Here is a 16,626-nt window from a genome sequence, read left to right as displayed (position 1 = left end):
AAAACAGAAAGGATTAATGGGTTTCGCTACCAAGCTCAAGCAAGGTCGCATTACCACCCACTGCTGTTATATTTATTGTGCGAGTACGCTCGGTAATAAAGCGCAACGATAAGTGAGGATCATGAGCCACGGGGATCGCGCTCAAGTCCGTTTCAGAAACTAGGCTGACAATCGCACCATTACGATCAGCTAGCTGACGGTTGAGGCTACGCTCAACCGAAGTGTTCCCAACGTAACCTACACTTCGAACGTCCGACGCCATCAACGGATGATAAGCATCAAAAGACGTAAACTGAATGAGATTAGTAGGGAGTGTTGACTGCTCAAATGCCGCTTGCAGTGTTCGAATCAACATCGCATCGTCACTACATAAGACGACGCTATTGCCTGCCACAAGAGCGGCACAAAGCTGAGCTGCCACCGCCTGTTGCGCTTTATCACTGTGTTCACCTTGGATGATCACAGCCACGCCCCGACCTGCGGTGTATAGCTCATTGGTTTCTCCAGTAGGACCGATCAATTGATGCGAATGCGCCAACAGCGCCGATGCCTGATGAAGATGGTAAGAAATCACTGTTGCCAGTTGTGGCATAGCGCTTTCTAGTAGATTTTTAAATGAAAGTAAGCACTCACATTTAGAATCAAAATCGGTGATATTCCAATTTTCCCATGCTGAAAAAGCGTCAGAAAAACGTGTTACTTGATGAACCATGCTAATTCTCCTGAGCCTTTATTACTGAGAAAATTCAGTTTGAGTAAAACGGTATAAGTAATGTGGGCCACCTGCCTTTGGTCCGGTACCAGAAAGCCCCTGCCCACCAAATGGTTGCACGCCCACCACCGCACCCACTTGATCACGGTTGATGTAACAGTTACCTACTCGGGCGTGTTTTTCTATCCAACGATACGTCGTTTCATTGCGGCTATGGATCCCCATGGTTAAACCAAAACCAGTTTGATTAATTTGCTGCACCACATCGGCCAGCTCACGCGCTTTAAAGCGCACGATATGCAAGATCGGCCCAAATTGTTCTTCGGTTAAGCAGTGAATATCTGAAATTTCAAAAGCCGCTGGCGGTACAAAATCACCGTGTTGGCACTCCGAACTGAGCTCTAATTGCGCAACTTTGGTCTGTGTCTTGGTCATCTGTTCAATGTGAGAGAACAACTTTTGTTTGGCTTTTTCATCAATAACAGGGCCGACATCTGTACTGTGGAGGTAAGGAAGACCAATCTTGAGCTCATTCATCGCACCATGAATCAAGCTGATGATGCGATCGGCAATATCCTGTTGAACAAATAGCACTCGTAATGCAGAGCAGCGCTGCCCAGCCGAAGCAAAGGCAGAACGAATCACATCTCTCACCACTTGCTCGGGTAAAGCCGTACTATCAACGATCATCGCGTTTTGCCCACCCGTCTCTGCAATCAACGGCACTGGCGCGGCGTCACGTTGAGCGAGAGCTTGATTGATGCGTTGCGCGGTCGCCGTTGATCCAGTGAACGCGACACCTGCAATGGCAGGGTGAGAAGTCAGAGCACTGCCAATTTCTGCACCACGTCCAGGTAACAATTGGATAACGCCAGCAGGAAAGCCAGCTTCCAGCATCAGTTCCACGGCACGCGAAGCAATCAAACTGGTTTGTTCTGCGGGTTTGGCAACGACCGTATTACCCGCAACTAACGCTGCCGTGATTTGCCCAAGAAAAATCGCAAGAGGGAAGTTCCATGGGCTAATACACACGAAAACACCGCGACCTTCACGGCTTACTTTTCGCTTTTCATTATCAAAACTCGTCACTTCAAAGGGTGTTAACGCGGAAACTTGTTTGGCGTAATAGCGACAAAAATCTACCGCTTCGCGGACTTCATCAATGCTATCGTGAATGGTTTTCCCTGCTTCGTGATGACAAATGGCGACCAGTTCAGCCAAGTTCTCTTCGAGTAAATCAGCAAGTTTATCAAGTTTGCCCGCGCGAACGCTGTGCTCTTCTTGCTTCCAAGCAGCAAAGGATTGCTCCGCTATTGAGATAGCTTCGGAAACATGATCAAGGTTGGCAAATACCACTTGTCCAACATGCTTCCTACGGTCATAAGGCGCAGTCACAACTTCCGGCGATGCCCCTGCCTTGATCATGCTTTCGAGCAGAGCAACACCATTGATGATAGGAGAAGCATGCCACTGTTTACTGAGCCAACATTCTACTTTCGCTTCAAAAGGCGTTGCCTCACTTTCAATATCAATATTGACACCATAGGAATTAACGCGCTCGGTAAAGATGTGCGGTGGCAAAGGAATTTTGTTATTTGGTAAAGAATCAAACGAGAGCAACATATCGACGGGATGTTGCGTTAACGTATCAATAGGACAACGAGCATCAACTAAACGATGCACAAACGAACTGTTCGCACCATTTTCAAGCAATCTACGAACTAAATAAGGCAGTAAGTCTTTATGACTACCTACTGGAGCATAAATTCGCACCGATTGTTGATAGGCTTTCATTGCATGATGATAAAGAGCATCACCCATGCCATGCAGACGCTGGAACTCAAAATCTTTGTGTTGTGACATCACCGCAATCGCGGTCACGGTTTGTGCATTATGACTGGCAAATTGAGGGAAAATATGGCCACGAACGCCCTCGCTTAAAAGAAAACGAGCGCAAGCCAAATAGGCTACATCAGTAGCTTCTTTACGTGTGTATACCGGATAGTTGCTGTAGCCACTTTGCTGAGACCACTTCACTTCGCTATCCCAATACGCCCCTTTGACTAAACGCAGTGGGATCACATCACCTTGCTGTTTCGCCAACCCATTAAGCCAAACTAAAACGGGTAAAGCGCGCTTAGAGTAAGCTTGTACAACTAAACCAAATTTCCCCCACCCTTTCACGGGTTCACTGCGATATATCTTTTCAAATAGCTTTAATGACAGCTCTAAACGGTCTGCTTCTTCTGCATCAATAGTGATCGCCACATCCAGCTCGATAGCACGGGCTAAAAGCTGTAGCAGTGTGCTATAAAGCTCGCTCAGCACGCGCTCTTGATTAGCCACTTCATAACGCGGATGCAATGCAGAAAGCTTGATTGATACGGACGGTGCCGGGCTGGTTGATAAGCCATATTTCTCGCGGCCAACCGCCTCAATCGCCATCAAATAATCTTTGAAATATTTATTGGCATCGGCCGTGGTTAACGCCGCTTCGCCGAGCATATCAAATGAATATGTATAGCCTTTATCACGCATAGGACGGCCATTTTTTTGTGCTTCTTCAATCGTTCGGCCTAGCACAAATTGGTGGCCCATCACCTTCATCGCTTGGTGCATCGCCTTACGAATCACTGGCTCAGAAAGCTTATTCACTAGACGATTAACCGCCTGCGTTGGACTAGTCGTATCCACATCAGCAAGGCCAATCACTTTACCAGTCAGCATCAACCCCCACGTGGACGCATTGACAAAGACAGAGTCAGAATTTTTCAGATGAGATTTCCAATCTGCAACGCTGAGGCGATCTTTAATAAAAGCATCCGCGGTTTCCGCATCGGGAATGCGCATCAGAGCTTCAGCCAAACACATCAACAAAATACCTTCTTGCGTATCTAAACTGTACTCAAGTAATAAGGCATCGATCATTTGCACCGCTTTTTTGTCGGCTCGGATCGCTTCGATTAACTGGGTTGTTTTATTTAATATCGCCGATTTTTCTGATTCTGTAGCTGTTGCCAGCGGTAATAACTGCTTCAGCCATTGAGATTCGTCCACCATATAAAGTGGAGAGATCAGCGACCACAGCTTATCAAGCGGTTGCTCGATAAACTCTGCATTCAACACATCTGTTGCTGTAAACATGCGTTTTCCTCAATCTCACTCCCGAAAAAGGTCGGGTTTCCTGCAATGGCTGGCAGTGTATTTTGAGCGCGAGAAGAATACTTGTCAAAAACTCCGAGTTTTTTGCTAAAAACTCTGGCTATTAACAAAATAAAAACACAATCACATCAATTGACATCATGCACAAAGCAGAAAATAGCAACATTGTTTCCAAAATTTAACTAAAGGTGCACGTATTGCCGATAGGTCAAGGCAAGCAATATAAAAATGATGTGGGAATTACAAACAAAAAAGAGGCTGGGATATAAAGAATTAGCGACGACACAATTTTCGGTATTGCGATGGAGAAATACCTTGCAAGCGAGTAAATGAATGAGTGAAGGTACTTTGTCCAGAAAAGCCCGTTAATTCCGCAATTTGACCAAAACTCAAACAACCTTGCTCAATCAAATCTTTTGCCATATCAATTCGTTTACCTAACAAATATTGATGAGGCGTGATCCCCATTTGCTCTTTGAACAACATATGAAATTGGCTTTCACCTAAATAAACGCGGCCCGCTAATTGAGCGACTGAAATTTTACGACCAAGGTGCAGATCGATATAACGATCAATCGCTTCAAGATCAAAACGAGATTCTTTGCGATGCGTTTCAAATACAGAAATATGGCGTTGCAGTAATGCCATAACGGTGTCATTGCAGGCACGGCTCAACAGTAAATCATCAGGACTCGATTGCATCTCTTTAACTAGCAATTGGATCAGCTTTTGGATTTGCCCATCCAGCTGAAAGTAAATATCCGCATTCGACAACTCATTCATTTTTTGTAGAAGCAAAGGGTCATCTCCACAGGAGATTGGAAGGTTAAGCACTAAGATATCCGACTGCCCAACGACACCACCAAACGCATGGCCAGTTCCAGAGGTAACGACACAACCTTGCCCCGGCCCCACCAAATTGCCTACACCCTGTACTTCAAACTCAGCTTGGCCTTTTAATCCGATAACGACTTGGGTATAACTATGATCATGACACTCCATGTACGAGGGTAATGTCACTAACTCTGCCGGCCTAGGCGACAAAACTTTGTCATTTTGTTGATAGTTAGATAGCTTAGCCGAAGAAAAGTCACTCATATTGCTGCATCATGGTTGAGGTTAGAAGCTGATGTTATAACAAAACTATCAGGAGCGAAAACAAAGCTGTGTTTTTTTAAAAATTAAACATCAAAGTGCATATGAAGCTTAAGTTTAGGGGTGAAATGAGATCGATTTTTCAAAACGGAACAATGATCAAGTGCACATAAATTACGGTCAATGTGTGTTCAATCCCAAAACCCCTAAATAGATCGAAAATAGAGACTTGCATATTTCGCTATTAGGCTCAAAATGAAGATGCACAATTATAAAATTTACAAAATCAGTCACCTAGTAATAGATTTAAGTGAATTTTGCTATTGTTCGGAATAAATTTTGCATTATGAATACAGCTTATCCATTAAAGCTGTCAAAAGTTTGTCTTTCCCACTTTTGTGGTTAAACGTTAATTTGTTGCAGGGACCTATGATCACACGTCGCATCCCAGCGCTATTGCTTGCGCTAAGCCCTTTTTGGGTATCTGCATCGGTGTACGCGGAAGAAGTTATTCAGGTAGATCCTGTCACCGCTATCGATGAAAAAATGACTACTAAACAGACGGAAATCGACGCGATTTCTGCAGAATACGAAGCAGAGGGAGCTAAGCTTCAACAACTTAAAAATGAACATGTTCGTATTAAACGAGAAAGTGAAGAACTTGATGCTAAACGCAATCGAGCCAAGTCTGCTTTGGACAAACAATATAGCCGTCTTTTAGATGATCCAGACACAGATTTAGCCTCGTTTCAAAAGAAGTACCAAGAAACATGGGCATCAGTGAAGCAGAACCAAGCTGAAGGCCTTGAGAATAATCAAGCGATGACCGAAGTTGAAATGCGCTTGTCTCAAATAAAACAAAAGCAAGCTCGTCTCAGTAATGAGTATGCGAACCTCGAAGAGTCACGCATTGAAGCTAGGGTCAAACGTCTCGAAGCCGAACTGCGTGAAAGTAGTGTTCTTGAAACTGGCTATAAAACCACCTGTTCAACGACAATGACACTCGGTGAGTGTTCAAATCAGGGACAGCACCTTACCAAACAAAAAGCGGTAAAAACGTTTCGGGCAAAGTTGCTTGATGACCTAACCGAATCGCTCATTGCCAAGCAAAACCTGAAAGGCGTGGAACTTAACATCCATGTACAAGATAGCCAAATTATTCGCAGTGGTTTTGAAGGCAACAACGAATACTTCACCCAAATGCAAGCTCAGCTTCAAGCGAAACCAGAAGCGGTGGCTGCGTGTAAACTGCTTAACGTGTCAACTCGATACTGTTTGAAAGGCGGCGTGTCTGAAGGTACGCAAAAAAATGACAAACAGTGGGCAAATGTGACCGTAAGGTCGGATCAATACAACGATGCCGTAACCATCAACGGTATTAACTACGGCAGTACACCTGTTGAGATTGTTTTGCCCAATGGCCGCCACCAAGTTACCGTCTCTAAAGATGGCTACGAAACCTACAACCGGGTATTAACAATTAACGGCAATGATACGGTTTGGATAAAGCTAAGACCGAATAAAGAGGGTTAATTACCTCAAAAAAACTCTGTTTTTCTGTCGTAATTCACAAAGATGCGGTTAAAACGCCATTTTGTCATTAAGTTATTGAAAGATGACTTCAGACAAAATGGTGTTTTCGTTTAGAATAGACACAATGAACTAATAACTTAACTGAAGTAGATAATAATGCGACAAGGTTTACCCGCTCTCTTATTAGCACTTTCGCCTTGCTTAGTGGCAACATCGACGATGGCAGAAGGAACGCCTTCCTCAGTAATTGCCATTGATGATGCGTTGTTTACTAAACAGTCCGAATTACAGGCAGCCCAGAAGGCCACCCATGAACAACAAGTGGTTGTGAACAACCACAACAGTGAGTTAGACAGGCTAACAAAGCAAGCCCAACTCTTTGATAAGGCACTTGCAAAAGCAAAAACTGACTTAGAACGCGATTACATGAAAATGATTGATGATCCTGAACTGGACATCATGCCTTCACAAAATGCCTATCAAGCGGCTTGGGCTAATGTAAAGCAGAATCAAAAAAACCGTTTAGAAGCTGAACAAAAACGCCAAGAGTCAGAAGCACTGCTGGCACAAAAAAGGGCCGAGCAGAGCACGGTCAGCAAAAATATCAATGAGCTAGAACAGCATAAATTACGCGCGCGAGTTGAGCGCTTAAGAGATGAACTCAAACAGAGTAGCACCGAGAAAGTTAGCTTTACTAACGCTTGTAGTGCCGATATGACATTGGCTCAATGCTCGAAACAGACCACTGACTTAGCGCTCCAGAAAGCGGTAAACCAGTATCAAACCAAGTTAATAGAGGCCACAAGTGAGGCCAAGCTCGTCCAACAACATCTGGCCAATGTCTCTTTTAATATTCATGTACTGCGCCATAAAACCGTAGATTCAGGTTTCTACAATGGCAATAAGTACAAAGCCGTACTAGATGTTCAGCTTGATGCAAGACCGGATGAAAACACACCATGTCGGTTGCTGAATGTCGAATCACAATACTGTTTCGCCCCAGGCGAATACTCAGCCAATACAGAAAAACAGAAAGAAATTGCTTGGGTTACCCTATCGATTCGCTCGAACCAATACAGTGATAAAGTCTCTATCGATAATGTAAACTATGGCAGTACTCCCGTCGAAGTGATGCTTCCAGTGGGACCGCACATGATTACGATTGAGAAAGAAGGGTATTACTCATTTAATCAAGAGCTGAAAATCACCTCAGATCATACATTAAGAGCGAACCTACGAGAAAAAGACAACCTACTTAAACCTGGCCATAAATTTGCTGATTCCCTCAAAGGGGATATTAAAGCTCCTGAGTTAGTCACTTTGATCTCAGGCGAATATTTGATTGGCGAGCACGCATCGAAACAAGTTTTCCTTGATCATGCTTTCGCAATTGGTTCAACCCCCGTAACTGTGGGTCAATTTGAAACCTTTGTGAATCAAACCACCTACCAAACTGATGCTGAGCTACAAAAACTGTGCACAGCAGTCGCCGAATCTGAAATTACCCCGATTGCAGGTAGCTATTGGCGCGACCCAGGTTTTAAGCAGTTGAGCAACTCGCCAGTGGTGTGTATTAGCCAAAATGATGCGAAGGCCTACACTCGCTGGCTAAGTAAGGAAACTGGCTATAAATACCGTTTGCCGACTGAAGAAGAGTGGGAAATTGCCGCTCGCGCTGGTACACAAACAGACTATTGGTGGGGAGATGATTTCGGAACTGGGAAAGCGAATACTGGCTGGAGTGGTACACCTTGGTCAAATAAAAGCACCTCTCCTGTGAAGTCTTTCGCTCCCAATGGCCTAGGCCTTTATGATGTTGTCGGTAACGTGTGGGAATGGACAAATGACTCAAGAGGTCAAGCAAAAGGTGGAGCATGGAGCTTCTCCCCTGCAACGGCGGCGGCTTATGGTAATTTGTTTATTGCTCCTGCTACTTCGGCAAATTATGTTGGCTTCAGGGTTATTAGGGAACTTTAGGTAAGCTGAACTAGCCCAACCATTTATATAACAAAGGGGGGAATTCCCCCCTTTGTTATTGCACTCTCGTCGTCTAAAGTGGTGTTGAATATCAAACACGTTTGATATTTGATATCCATGTGGTATCCCTATGAATTTGCAACACCCTCGCAGCATTCATAGAACCTCTTCTGCACGTCGACAAGAAGCAATTCTTGTATTTATGCCAGCCCTTCTTCAGGCTGGCTTTTTTTATGTTCAAATACCGCTATGGATTACAACCCGCCATGCCATTGGTATTATATCAATATCATTGTTAGGAGAACCCGCTATGGTCAATTTCCTCAGCGCAGAACAAATTTCATTGTTTCAACAGCTTCCGGGATATTGGGGTTGCAAAGATCTTAATTCGGTTTTTGTTTACGCAAACAATGCTTATGGCAAATTAATTGGTGTTAGTGATGCAAAACAGTGCATTGGATTAACTGACTTTGAAATGCCAAGCCCGACAACCGCTTGCGCCGCAGAATTCCAGCAACAAGATCGATGTGTAATCTCCACAAAAAAACCGTTAAAAGTGCTGGATATCCACCCCTATGCTGACGGTTCTTGGCGCGCTCATATTTTCACCAAAACCCCATGGTTCAACGAACAAGGTGAGGTTCAAGGTACAATTTTTTTCGGGCAAGAGCTAACTGATACCGCGATTTTGGAAGTAGGCCATTGGATATGTCGGGCAACAGGTTTAACGACCACACAGCATTCCGCGGGTGTTCTAGAGCCCATTTCCGGGCCCCTAACCACAAGAGAATCTGAGGTTCTTTTTCTTCTGCTTTATGGAAAAAAGCCCAAACACATTGCTCGGGTGATGAAGATTTCGATAAAAACAGTGGAAGGCTATGAAGCAAAATTGCGACATAAATTTGCAGCCCACAGTAAAGAGCAACTTATCGATATGGCTCTAGACCAAGGTTATGGCTCAAACATCCCCAAGACCTTGCTCAAAACGCAATTATCCGTGGTACTCAATAGTGAATGCCCCATATAAATGAGGCATTCATTGCGACTGACTTTTAACAAGTAGGCCTTATGGTGCTAAACGTTCAGCGTCCCATTGTTGATCATGTTGCGTAAACAAGAAGCGATCATGCAAACGATGCTCACCACCTTGCCAAAATTCTATCGATTCAACTTTAACGCGATATCCTCCCCAAAAACTCGGAACTGGGATCTCACCTTGTTCAAATTTCTTTTTTAACTCCAAGTATTTACCTTCCAAAATACCACGTGCTGAGATACGGCTGCTCTGGCGGCTCGCTATCGCGGCAATTTGGCTATCTTTAGGACGAGAAGTAAAATATTTCATGTTTTCAAAAGCCGACAATTTTTCAGCCGTTCCTGTGATGTGCACTTGCCTCTCTAATGGGTGCCAAGGAAAGTGCAAGCTGACTTTATTGTTGTGTTCAATATGCTGCGCTTTGCGACTGCCTAAATTGGTGTAGAAAACAAAACTGTCTTTTTCGACATTTTTTAATAGCACTATACGTTGGAAAGGTTGTCCATTTTCATCAACCGTTGCCACTGTCATCGCTGTGGGATCGGTAAGACAGGCATCAATGGCCTGTTGCAACCAAAGGTTAAACTGCTCAATGGGATTTGAAAGCAAATCTTTGCGTCTTAAACCGCCTTTTATGTATTCGCGGCGGATGTCTGAAAGTTCCATCTCTGCTCCTTATGAAATTTTTGACGATTGTGCGCCTATCATCGTCATAACTCAAGAGTGCTAAGGTTCAACAAAATCAGTAATTCACAGCTAAACTCTGTAGAACGTACGCAATAGGAAGTACAATCAATTCAAATGGTGAATAGTAATCTCATGATGAGTGGCAAATCCTTAACATTTTGCTAGACAAGTAATAAAATCAAGCAACTATACCCAAACAACTTACAGTTGTAGCCTCCCTCTACAGCTTTAAGTAGAAAAGGGAAATACACTACGATTAGGCGCAAAGGATAAGCGATGAGCAACAAGAGTTATAACAAGCTCTCTTCGACAGAATTGGAGTACGTAGACGACAAAACGGCGGCTCTGCTACTGAACACGCCCAACAGTGCACGTGTGATGCTCTGGGTTATGGTCTGTTTTTTCCTCTTAGCCATCGTCTGGGCCTCATGGGCACAGGTCGACAAAGTGACAGTTGGACAAGGCAAAGTCGTTCCGTCATCGCAAGTCCAAGTGGTTCAAAACTTGGAAGGAGGCTTAGTCAAACAGATATTGGTTCGCGAAGGTGAACGAGTGCAAAAAGGCCAACAACTGTTATTGATTGATGACACTCGTTTCCGCTCAGACTACCGCGAACGTGAACAACAAGTCGCTAACCTTACCGCCAGTGTTCTACAGCTATCCGCTTCCATTACTAGCGTGATGATCAACGAAGAGATTGATGATGACAACTGGCAAAATAGCGTCAAAATTGACTATAACAAACTCGCCTTTCCACCGCTGTTAACAGACAACCAACCCGATTTAGTTAATAGACAAAGGGCCGCCTACCGGCAAGATCTTAATAACTTACGCAACCAACTTTCTCTTTTAGATCAACAAGTCAAACAGAAACTACAAGAGTTGGTTGAAATACAAGCGCGCGTGAAAAATTTGCGCCAAAGTTATGATTTTGCGAATAAAGAGCTTGAGATCACTAGACCTTTAGCAGACGAAGGTGTCGTGCCACGAATTGAGCTGCTGAAACTACAGCGCCAAGTAAACGATACTCGCCGTGAAATGACCACCAGCGAGCTTAACATCCCAGTATTAAAATCAGCGATTCGCGAAGCGGTGCTCAACCGTATTGATGCGGCTCAAAAGTTTCGCTCACAGCAGCAAGACAAACTGAACGAAGCCCAAGATAGACTTTCAGCAATCACAGAATCAGCCGTTGGGCTTGAAGATAAGGTAAATCGCACTGTTGTGCTATCGCCTGTGACAGGAACGATTAAGACGCTTTACGTCAACACCGTTGGCGGTGTTATCCAGCCCGGTATGGATATTGTTGAAGTAGTCCCAACTGAGGATACCTTGCTTGTTGAAGCGCAAATTGCCCCACAAGACATCGCCTTCTTAAGACCAGAGTTGCCCGCCATCGTAAAATTCAGCGCCTATGATTTCACCAAATATGGCGGCTTGGAAGGGACACTTGAGCATATCAGTGCCGACACAACTCAAGATGAAGAAGGCAAAAGCTATTATTTAGTCCGAGTAAGGACCAATCAAACCAGCTTAGGGCATGATGCTAACCTGCCTATCATCTCAGGAATGACGGCCTCTGTTGATATTATTACGGGTAAACGAACCGTGATGGATTATCTACTAAAGCCCATACTCAGTGCACAAAAAAATGCGCTAAGAGAATAAGGTTCACTTATGCTTTTTAATATATTCATGATTGACGGTTTTTGATGAAGTTTTGGCTGCCACTGGTTTTATTGCTATTTATGCCCTCATCCCCCCAAGCGCTCAACACCAAAGAGCAGCAGTGGGTCGATGCGGTCGCGCTTACCTATGGCACAAGAGCGGGAAAACGCGTCGAAACATGGCGCAAAGAAATTGCCAAGCACCAAAATGCTCCCGAACGTGACAAATTGACCGAAATAAATCGATTTTTCAATCAGCTGTACTTTGTTAATGATATCGATTTATGGGGGAAAAATGACTACTGGGCGACACCACTTGAGTTTCTAGGAAGCAACGCAGGGGATTGCGAAGATTTCACAATTGCGAAGTACTTCTCCCTGCTTGAACTGGGTATCGATGATAAAAAGTTGCGCCTCGTGTATGTTAAAGCCATTGAATTAAATCAGTTTCATATGGTTCTTGCGTACTATTCAACACCCAATGCCGAGCCCTTAATTTTAGACAATATAAACCCTGAGATTAAGCCAGCATCAACACGCCGTGATCTGTTACCGATCTACAGCTTTAACGGTAAAAATTTATGGCTAATGAAATCCAAAAATGGCCAGCTTGCAGGAGACTCTTCACGATTAAGTCTTTGGAATGACTTACGTGAACGGGAACGCTCGCTAAAATTGAATAAACCAATTGTAAGTTACGATGAGTAAGTAATATGACGCTATATAAACAACTTGTCGCGGGAATGATTGCCGTCTTCATTATGCTGATGACTTCAGTCTTTATTATTGAATTCAATACGACCCGCAACAACTTAGAGCAGCAGCAGCGCTCTGAAGTCAACAACACCATCAACACCGTCGGTTTGGCGCTGGCACCTTATTTGGAGAAGAAAGATAAGATTGCGGTTGAGTCGGTTATCAATGCCTTGTTTGATGGCAGCTCTTACTCAGTCGTACGATTGATTTTTCTAGACGATGACGAAGAGATTCTGCGATCTTACCCTGTAAAACCCAATAACGTTCCGCAATGGTTTACCAATTTACACCTGTTTGCACCGATCCATGATCAACGCGTTGTAACCAGTGGTTGGATGCAGCTTGCTGAAGTCGAAATTGTCAGCCACCCTGGCGAGGCCTATGCGCAATTATGGAAGGCGCTGATTCGGCTACTTATCGCGTTTAGCGCTATTTTTGTGATTGGCCTTGCCGCCATCGCTTTCATTCTGAAGCGCGCTTTACGCCCGCTGCAAATGATTGTCGAAAAAATGGAGCAAGTCGCACGCAACCATTTTGGTGAACCGCTACCGCGGCCAGCGACCAAAGATCTGATTTATGTAGTTGATGGTATCAATAGCATGTCAGCGCAGGTTGAAAAAGCGTTCAAAGCTCAGGCGCAAGAAGCTCAGCAACTGCGTGAGCGTGCTTATATTGACCCAGTTTCTCAACTTGGCAACCGCGCCTATTACATGAGTCAACTCAGTAGTTGGCTATCAGAAAGTGCCATAGGTGGCGCTGCTATTTTGCAAGCAGAGTTTATCAAAGAGCTTTACGAAGAAAAGGGTTATGAAGCAGGCGATGGTATGGTACGCCATTTGGCTGAGCATCTAAAAGTGTCGATTACTTCACCTGATGTGACTCTGGCACGCATTTCTACCGAAGAGTTTGGCTTTATTTTGCCCAACATGGAAGAGAGTGAACTCAAAATCATCGCCGATAGTATTATGAATTTTGTGCAAGACACTCTAGCCGACCCGACTGGCATGGCATCAGCCAAAGTCTCTTTAGGTGTTGTTCATAATAAAGAACCAAAATCTTCAACGCAGTTACTTTCCTTGCTCGACAACGCGTTAGCCATTGCAACTGCAAATCCAGAGCTGATTTACGGCTTTGTCAGCAGTGAAACCAAACAAACTGTGATGGGTAAACAGCAATGGAAAGCATTGGTTGAAGAAGCTATCCATAACGATTGGTTCAGTTTCCGTTTGCAGTCAGCCAATAATAGCTGGGGACAAACTTTCCACCGCGAAGTTTTTTCAGCGATTGAGCACGATGGCAAACGCTACAGCGCTAACCAATACTTATTTGCACTCGACCAACTCAATGCCAGCCATATTTTTGATGAATATGTTATTGAAACGATGATTAGCAAGCTCGAAACGGGAGAGATAGCCGAACCATTAGCCATTAATATCGCTCAAAGCAGCCTTTCTCAACCCAGTTTTATTCGTTGGGTCACTCAGACTCTGGCGAAGCATCGCTCTATCTGTGAGAACCTACACTTTGAAATACCGGAAAACGCATTCCTCAACGCCCCTCACCATACGGCGCTATTTTGTAATGCCATAAGAGCAGCCGGCGCAGACTTTGGTGTCGATAACTATGGCCGGAATTTCCAATCATTAGACTACATCAACGAGTACCGTCCAAAATACGTGAAACTCGATTATCTATTTACTCACCATCTCGACGATGAAAAGCAAAAATTCACCTTAACGTCGATTTCTCGCACAGCACACAATTTAGGAATCACCACAATTGCGTCAAGGGTAGAAACGCAAACTCAACTTGATTTCCTTTCCGAGCATTTTATAGAAGTCTTCCAAGGCTTTATTGTGGATAAATAAAAAAGGTCAGATGTAATGCAAGACACGCTACTCAATTCGCTTATCTATGTGAGTCGTTATTATGGATTGGCGAATTCCCCAGAAGCACTGATCAACGGCCTACCTTTATCAGATGGGAAACTGACGCCTTTTCTCTTTCCTCGAGCAGCCGAAAGAGCGGGGTTAATCGCCAAGGAAAATCGCTCAGCATTGGATCAAATCCCAAAATTGGTTTTCCCCGTTATCTTAATTTTAAAAGGCGGTGAAGCCTGTGTGCTCAGCAGCATCAACGAAGCGAATCAAGAAGCTGAGGTCGTCACTGCGGAGTCTGGTCTAATCCCCGTAGCTATTCCCTTAGAGGAACTGACTGAACGCTATATTGGCCGCTACTTCATGGTGAAAAAACAGTTTCGCTATGACGAGCGCTCACCAGAAATATTAAAGACCCGTGATGGCCACTGGTTTTGGGGTACGTTATGGCAGTCAAAGCACATTTATCGTGATGTGTTGATCGCTTCCATTTTAATCAATTTGTTTGCCATTGCGGCACCAATGTTCAGCCGTTTAGTGTATGACAAAGTCGTGCCTAACCTTGCGTTTGAAACCTTGTGGGTATTAGCGAGCGGGATTTTTGTAATCTTCTTATTCGATCTGCTCCTCAAACTACTTCGCAGTTATTTTATTGATGTGGCGGGCAAAAAATCTGACATTCTGATCTCTTCCAAGCTCTTTAGTAAAGTGATGGGGATCAGAATGGAGTCTCGTCCTCCCTCTGTCGGTGCGTTTGCGCGACATTTACAAGAGTTCGAATCCATACGCGAATTCTTTACCTCAGCAACCATCTCATCATTGATTGACCTGCCATTTGCACTGCTCTTTTTAGTGCTGATCTGGCTAATGGCGGGCAGCTTAGTGCTGGTACCTATCGCTGGTGTACTGATCATTGCTATCTATTCTCTGCTCATCCAAGCACCTCTACGACGTGCGATTGAAGAGGGCTCTCGACTGGCATCACAAAAATACGCCAACCTGATTGAAAGTTTAGCTGGACTTGAAACGGTGAAACTCTTTGGCGCTCAAAGTCAGTTTCAATATCGCTGGGAAGAAGCGGTCGCGCACATGGCGAACTGGAACATTAAAAGCCGTAGAATTACTGATGGTATTCAAAATACTGCCGGCTTTGTTCAGCAAGCCGCGAACGTTGGCATGATCATCTTAGGCGTCTATCTGATATCCAACGGCGATTTAACTATGGGTGGGCTCATCGCCGCAACCATGCTCAGCGGCCGTGCGATTGGCCCAATGGTGCAACTATCATTACTTTCAACACGCTACAACCAAGCCAAATCGTCCTTAAAAATCATTGAGCAAGTGATGCAAATGCCCGATGAGCAAGAAGAAGGTAAACGCTATATTCATCGTCCGATTGTGCAAGGTAAAATTGAGCTAGACAAAATCACTTTTCACTACCCTAATGCGCCTGTTGCATCAATACGTGACTTAAGTATAACGATTCATCCGGGTGAAAAAGTAGCGATCATAGGCCGCATCGGCTCAGGGAAGACCACCTTAGAGCGCCTTATTATGGGGTTATATCAACCGACCGAGGGGAATGTTCGTATTGATGACACCGATATCGCGCAACTGCATCACATTGATGTGAGACGTAATATTGGTTGCGTACCTCAAGACAGCAACCTATTTTACGGTTCAATTCGCGATAACATCACGCTCGGGCGTCCCTTAGTTGATGATAGAGATGTGATGGATGCCGCCAACCGAGCGGGAGTTACCGCGTTCACACAGCAAGACCCTGCGGGGTTAGAACGACAAGTGGGTGAAGGCGGCTTGTTGTTGTCTGGTGGTCAGAGGCAAGCGGTAGCCATTGCTCGTGCACTGCTCGGACGCCCACCCGTTTTGCTACTTGATGAGCCCACCAGCGCCATGGACAATCGTTCTGAAATGCACATCAAACATCAACTGTCTCAATTGACACCAAGTGAGACGTTAATATTAATTACTCATAAAACGTCAATGCTCGATGTGGTTGATCGCGTCATTGTGATGGAGAAAGGCTGTGTCATTGCCGATGGTCCTAAATCGATGGTGTTAAACGATCTCAAACAGGGCAAAGTGAGATCGGTGCAATAGCCA

At 44.5% G+C, this 16,626-nt stretch carries 11 protein-coding genes; 7 read left to right on the top strand and 4 right to left on the bottom strand.

The annotated features are described in order from the left end of the window. Nucleotides 1-13: 13 nt before the first annotated feature. The 3 genes from AACT23_RS17205 to AACT23_RS17195 form a co-directional block, all read right to left on the bottom strand. Nucleotides 14-712, bottom strand: a complete 699-nt coding sequence (locus tag AACT23_RS17205; RefSeq protein WP_017042347.1) for a 1-pyrroline-5-carboxylate dehydrogenase — start codon at nt 710-712, stop codon at nt 14-16. 21 nt (nt 713-733) lie between these two features. Further along, nucleotides 734-3,856: a bifunctional proline dehydrogenase/L-glutamate gamma-semialdehyde dehydrogenase PutA gene (putA, locus tag AACT23_RS17200; RefSeq protein WP_094125837.1), complete on the bottom strand. Its 3,123-nt coding sequence runs from the start codon at nt 3,854-3,856 to the stop codon at nt 734-736. A 291-nt stretch (nt 3,857-4,147) separates the two neighbouring features. Next, complete coding sequence (locus tag AACT23_RS17195) at nt 4,148-4,972, bottom strand: AraC family transcriptional regulator (RefSeq protein ID WP_017042345.1); 825 nt, start codon at nt 4,970-4,972, stop codon at nt 4,148-4,150. Between the two features lie 426 nt (nt 4,973-5,398). Here AACT23_RS17195 and AACT23_RS17190 point away from each other — a divergent pair, with 426 nt between their 5' ends. From AACT23_RS17190 to AACT23_RS17180, 3 genes are all read left to right on the top strand, one after another. Next, complete coding sequence (locus AACT23_RS17190) at nt 5,399-6,502, top strand: PEGA domain-containing protein (RefSeq protein WP_176428352.1); 1,104 nt, start codon at nt 5,399-5,401, stop codon at nt 6,500-6,502. Between the two features lie 156 nt (nt 6,503-6,658). Next, entirely contained in the window at nt 6,659-8,479 is a 1,821-nt protein-coding gene (locus AACT23_RS17185; protein WP_094128650.1) for an SUMF1/EgtB/PvdO family nonheme iron enzyme, read from the top strand. Nucleotides 8,480-8,789: 310 nt separating this feature from the next. Further along, nucleotides 8,790-9,506 (top strand): helix-turn-helix transcriptional regulator, encoded by a 717-nt coding sequence (locus AACT23_RS17180; RefSeq protein WP_094128647.1) that lies wholly within the window; start codon nt 8,790-8,792, stop codon nt 9,504-9,506. Nucleotides 9,507-9,545: 39 nt separating this feature from the next. On the opposite strand, the gene pdxH is transcribed toward AACT23_RS17180, so the two are convergent. Next, nucleotides 9,546-10,181, bottom strand: coding sequence for a pyridoxamine 5'-phosphate oxidase (pdxH, locus tag AACT23_RS17175; RefSeq protein ID WP_094128644.1), 636 nt, complete (start codon nt 10,179-10,181; stop codon nt 9,546-9,548). A 297-nt stretch (nt 10,182-10,478) separates the two neighbouring features. On the opposite strand from pdxH, the gene AACT23_RS17170 reads away from it, so the two are divergent. The 4 genes from AACT23_RS17170 to AACT23_RS17155 are packed head-to-tail and all read left to right on the top strand — an operon-like array spanning nt 10,479 to nt 16,623. Then, nucleotides 10,479-11,870, top strand: a complete 1,392-nt coding sequence (locus tag AACT23_RS17170) for an HlyD family type I secretion periplasmic adaptor subunit (RefSeq protein WP_017046873.1) — start codon at nt 10,479-10,481, stop codon at nt 11,868-11,870. 44 nt (nt 11,871-11,914) lie between these two features. Beyond that, nucleotides 11,915-12,577, top strand: a complete 663-nt coding sequence (locus AACT23_RS17165) for a transglutaminase-like cysteine peptidase (protein ID WP_026027195.1) — start codon at nt 11,915-11,917, stop codon at nt 12,575-12,577. A gap of 5 nt (nt 12,578-12,582) precedes the next feature. Then, nucleotides 12,583-14,493, top strand: a complete 1,911-nt coding sequence (locus tag AACT23_RS17160) for a bifunctional diguanylate cyclase/phosphodiesterase (RefSeq protein ID WP_094128641.1) — start codon at nt 12,583-12,585, stop codon at nt 14,491-14,493. A 15-nt stretch (nt 14,494-14,508) separates the two neighbouring features. Beyond that, a complete protein-coding gene (locus tag AACT23_RS17155) occupies nt 14,509-16,623 on the top strand; it encodes a type I secretion system permease/ATPase (protein ID WP_013868207.1) in 2,115 nt (704 codons plus the stop codon). Nucleotides 16,624-16,626: the final 3 nt, after the last annotated feature.

Origin of the sequence: Vibrio sp. V09_P4A23P171, from assembly GCF_963875615.1 — a bacterium.
Lineage (GTDB): Bacteria > Pseudomonadota > Gammaproteobacteria > Enterobacterales > Vibrionaceae > Vibrio > Vibrio anguillarum.
The sequence above is the reverse complement of the archived record's forward strand: the minus strand, read 5'-3'. Positions and strand labels throughout refer to the sequence as shown.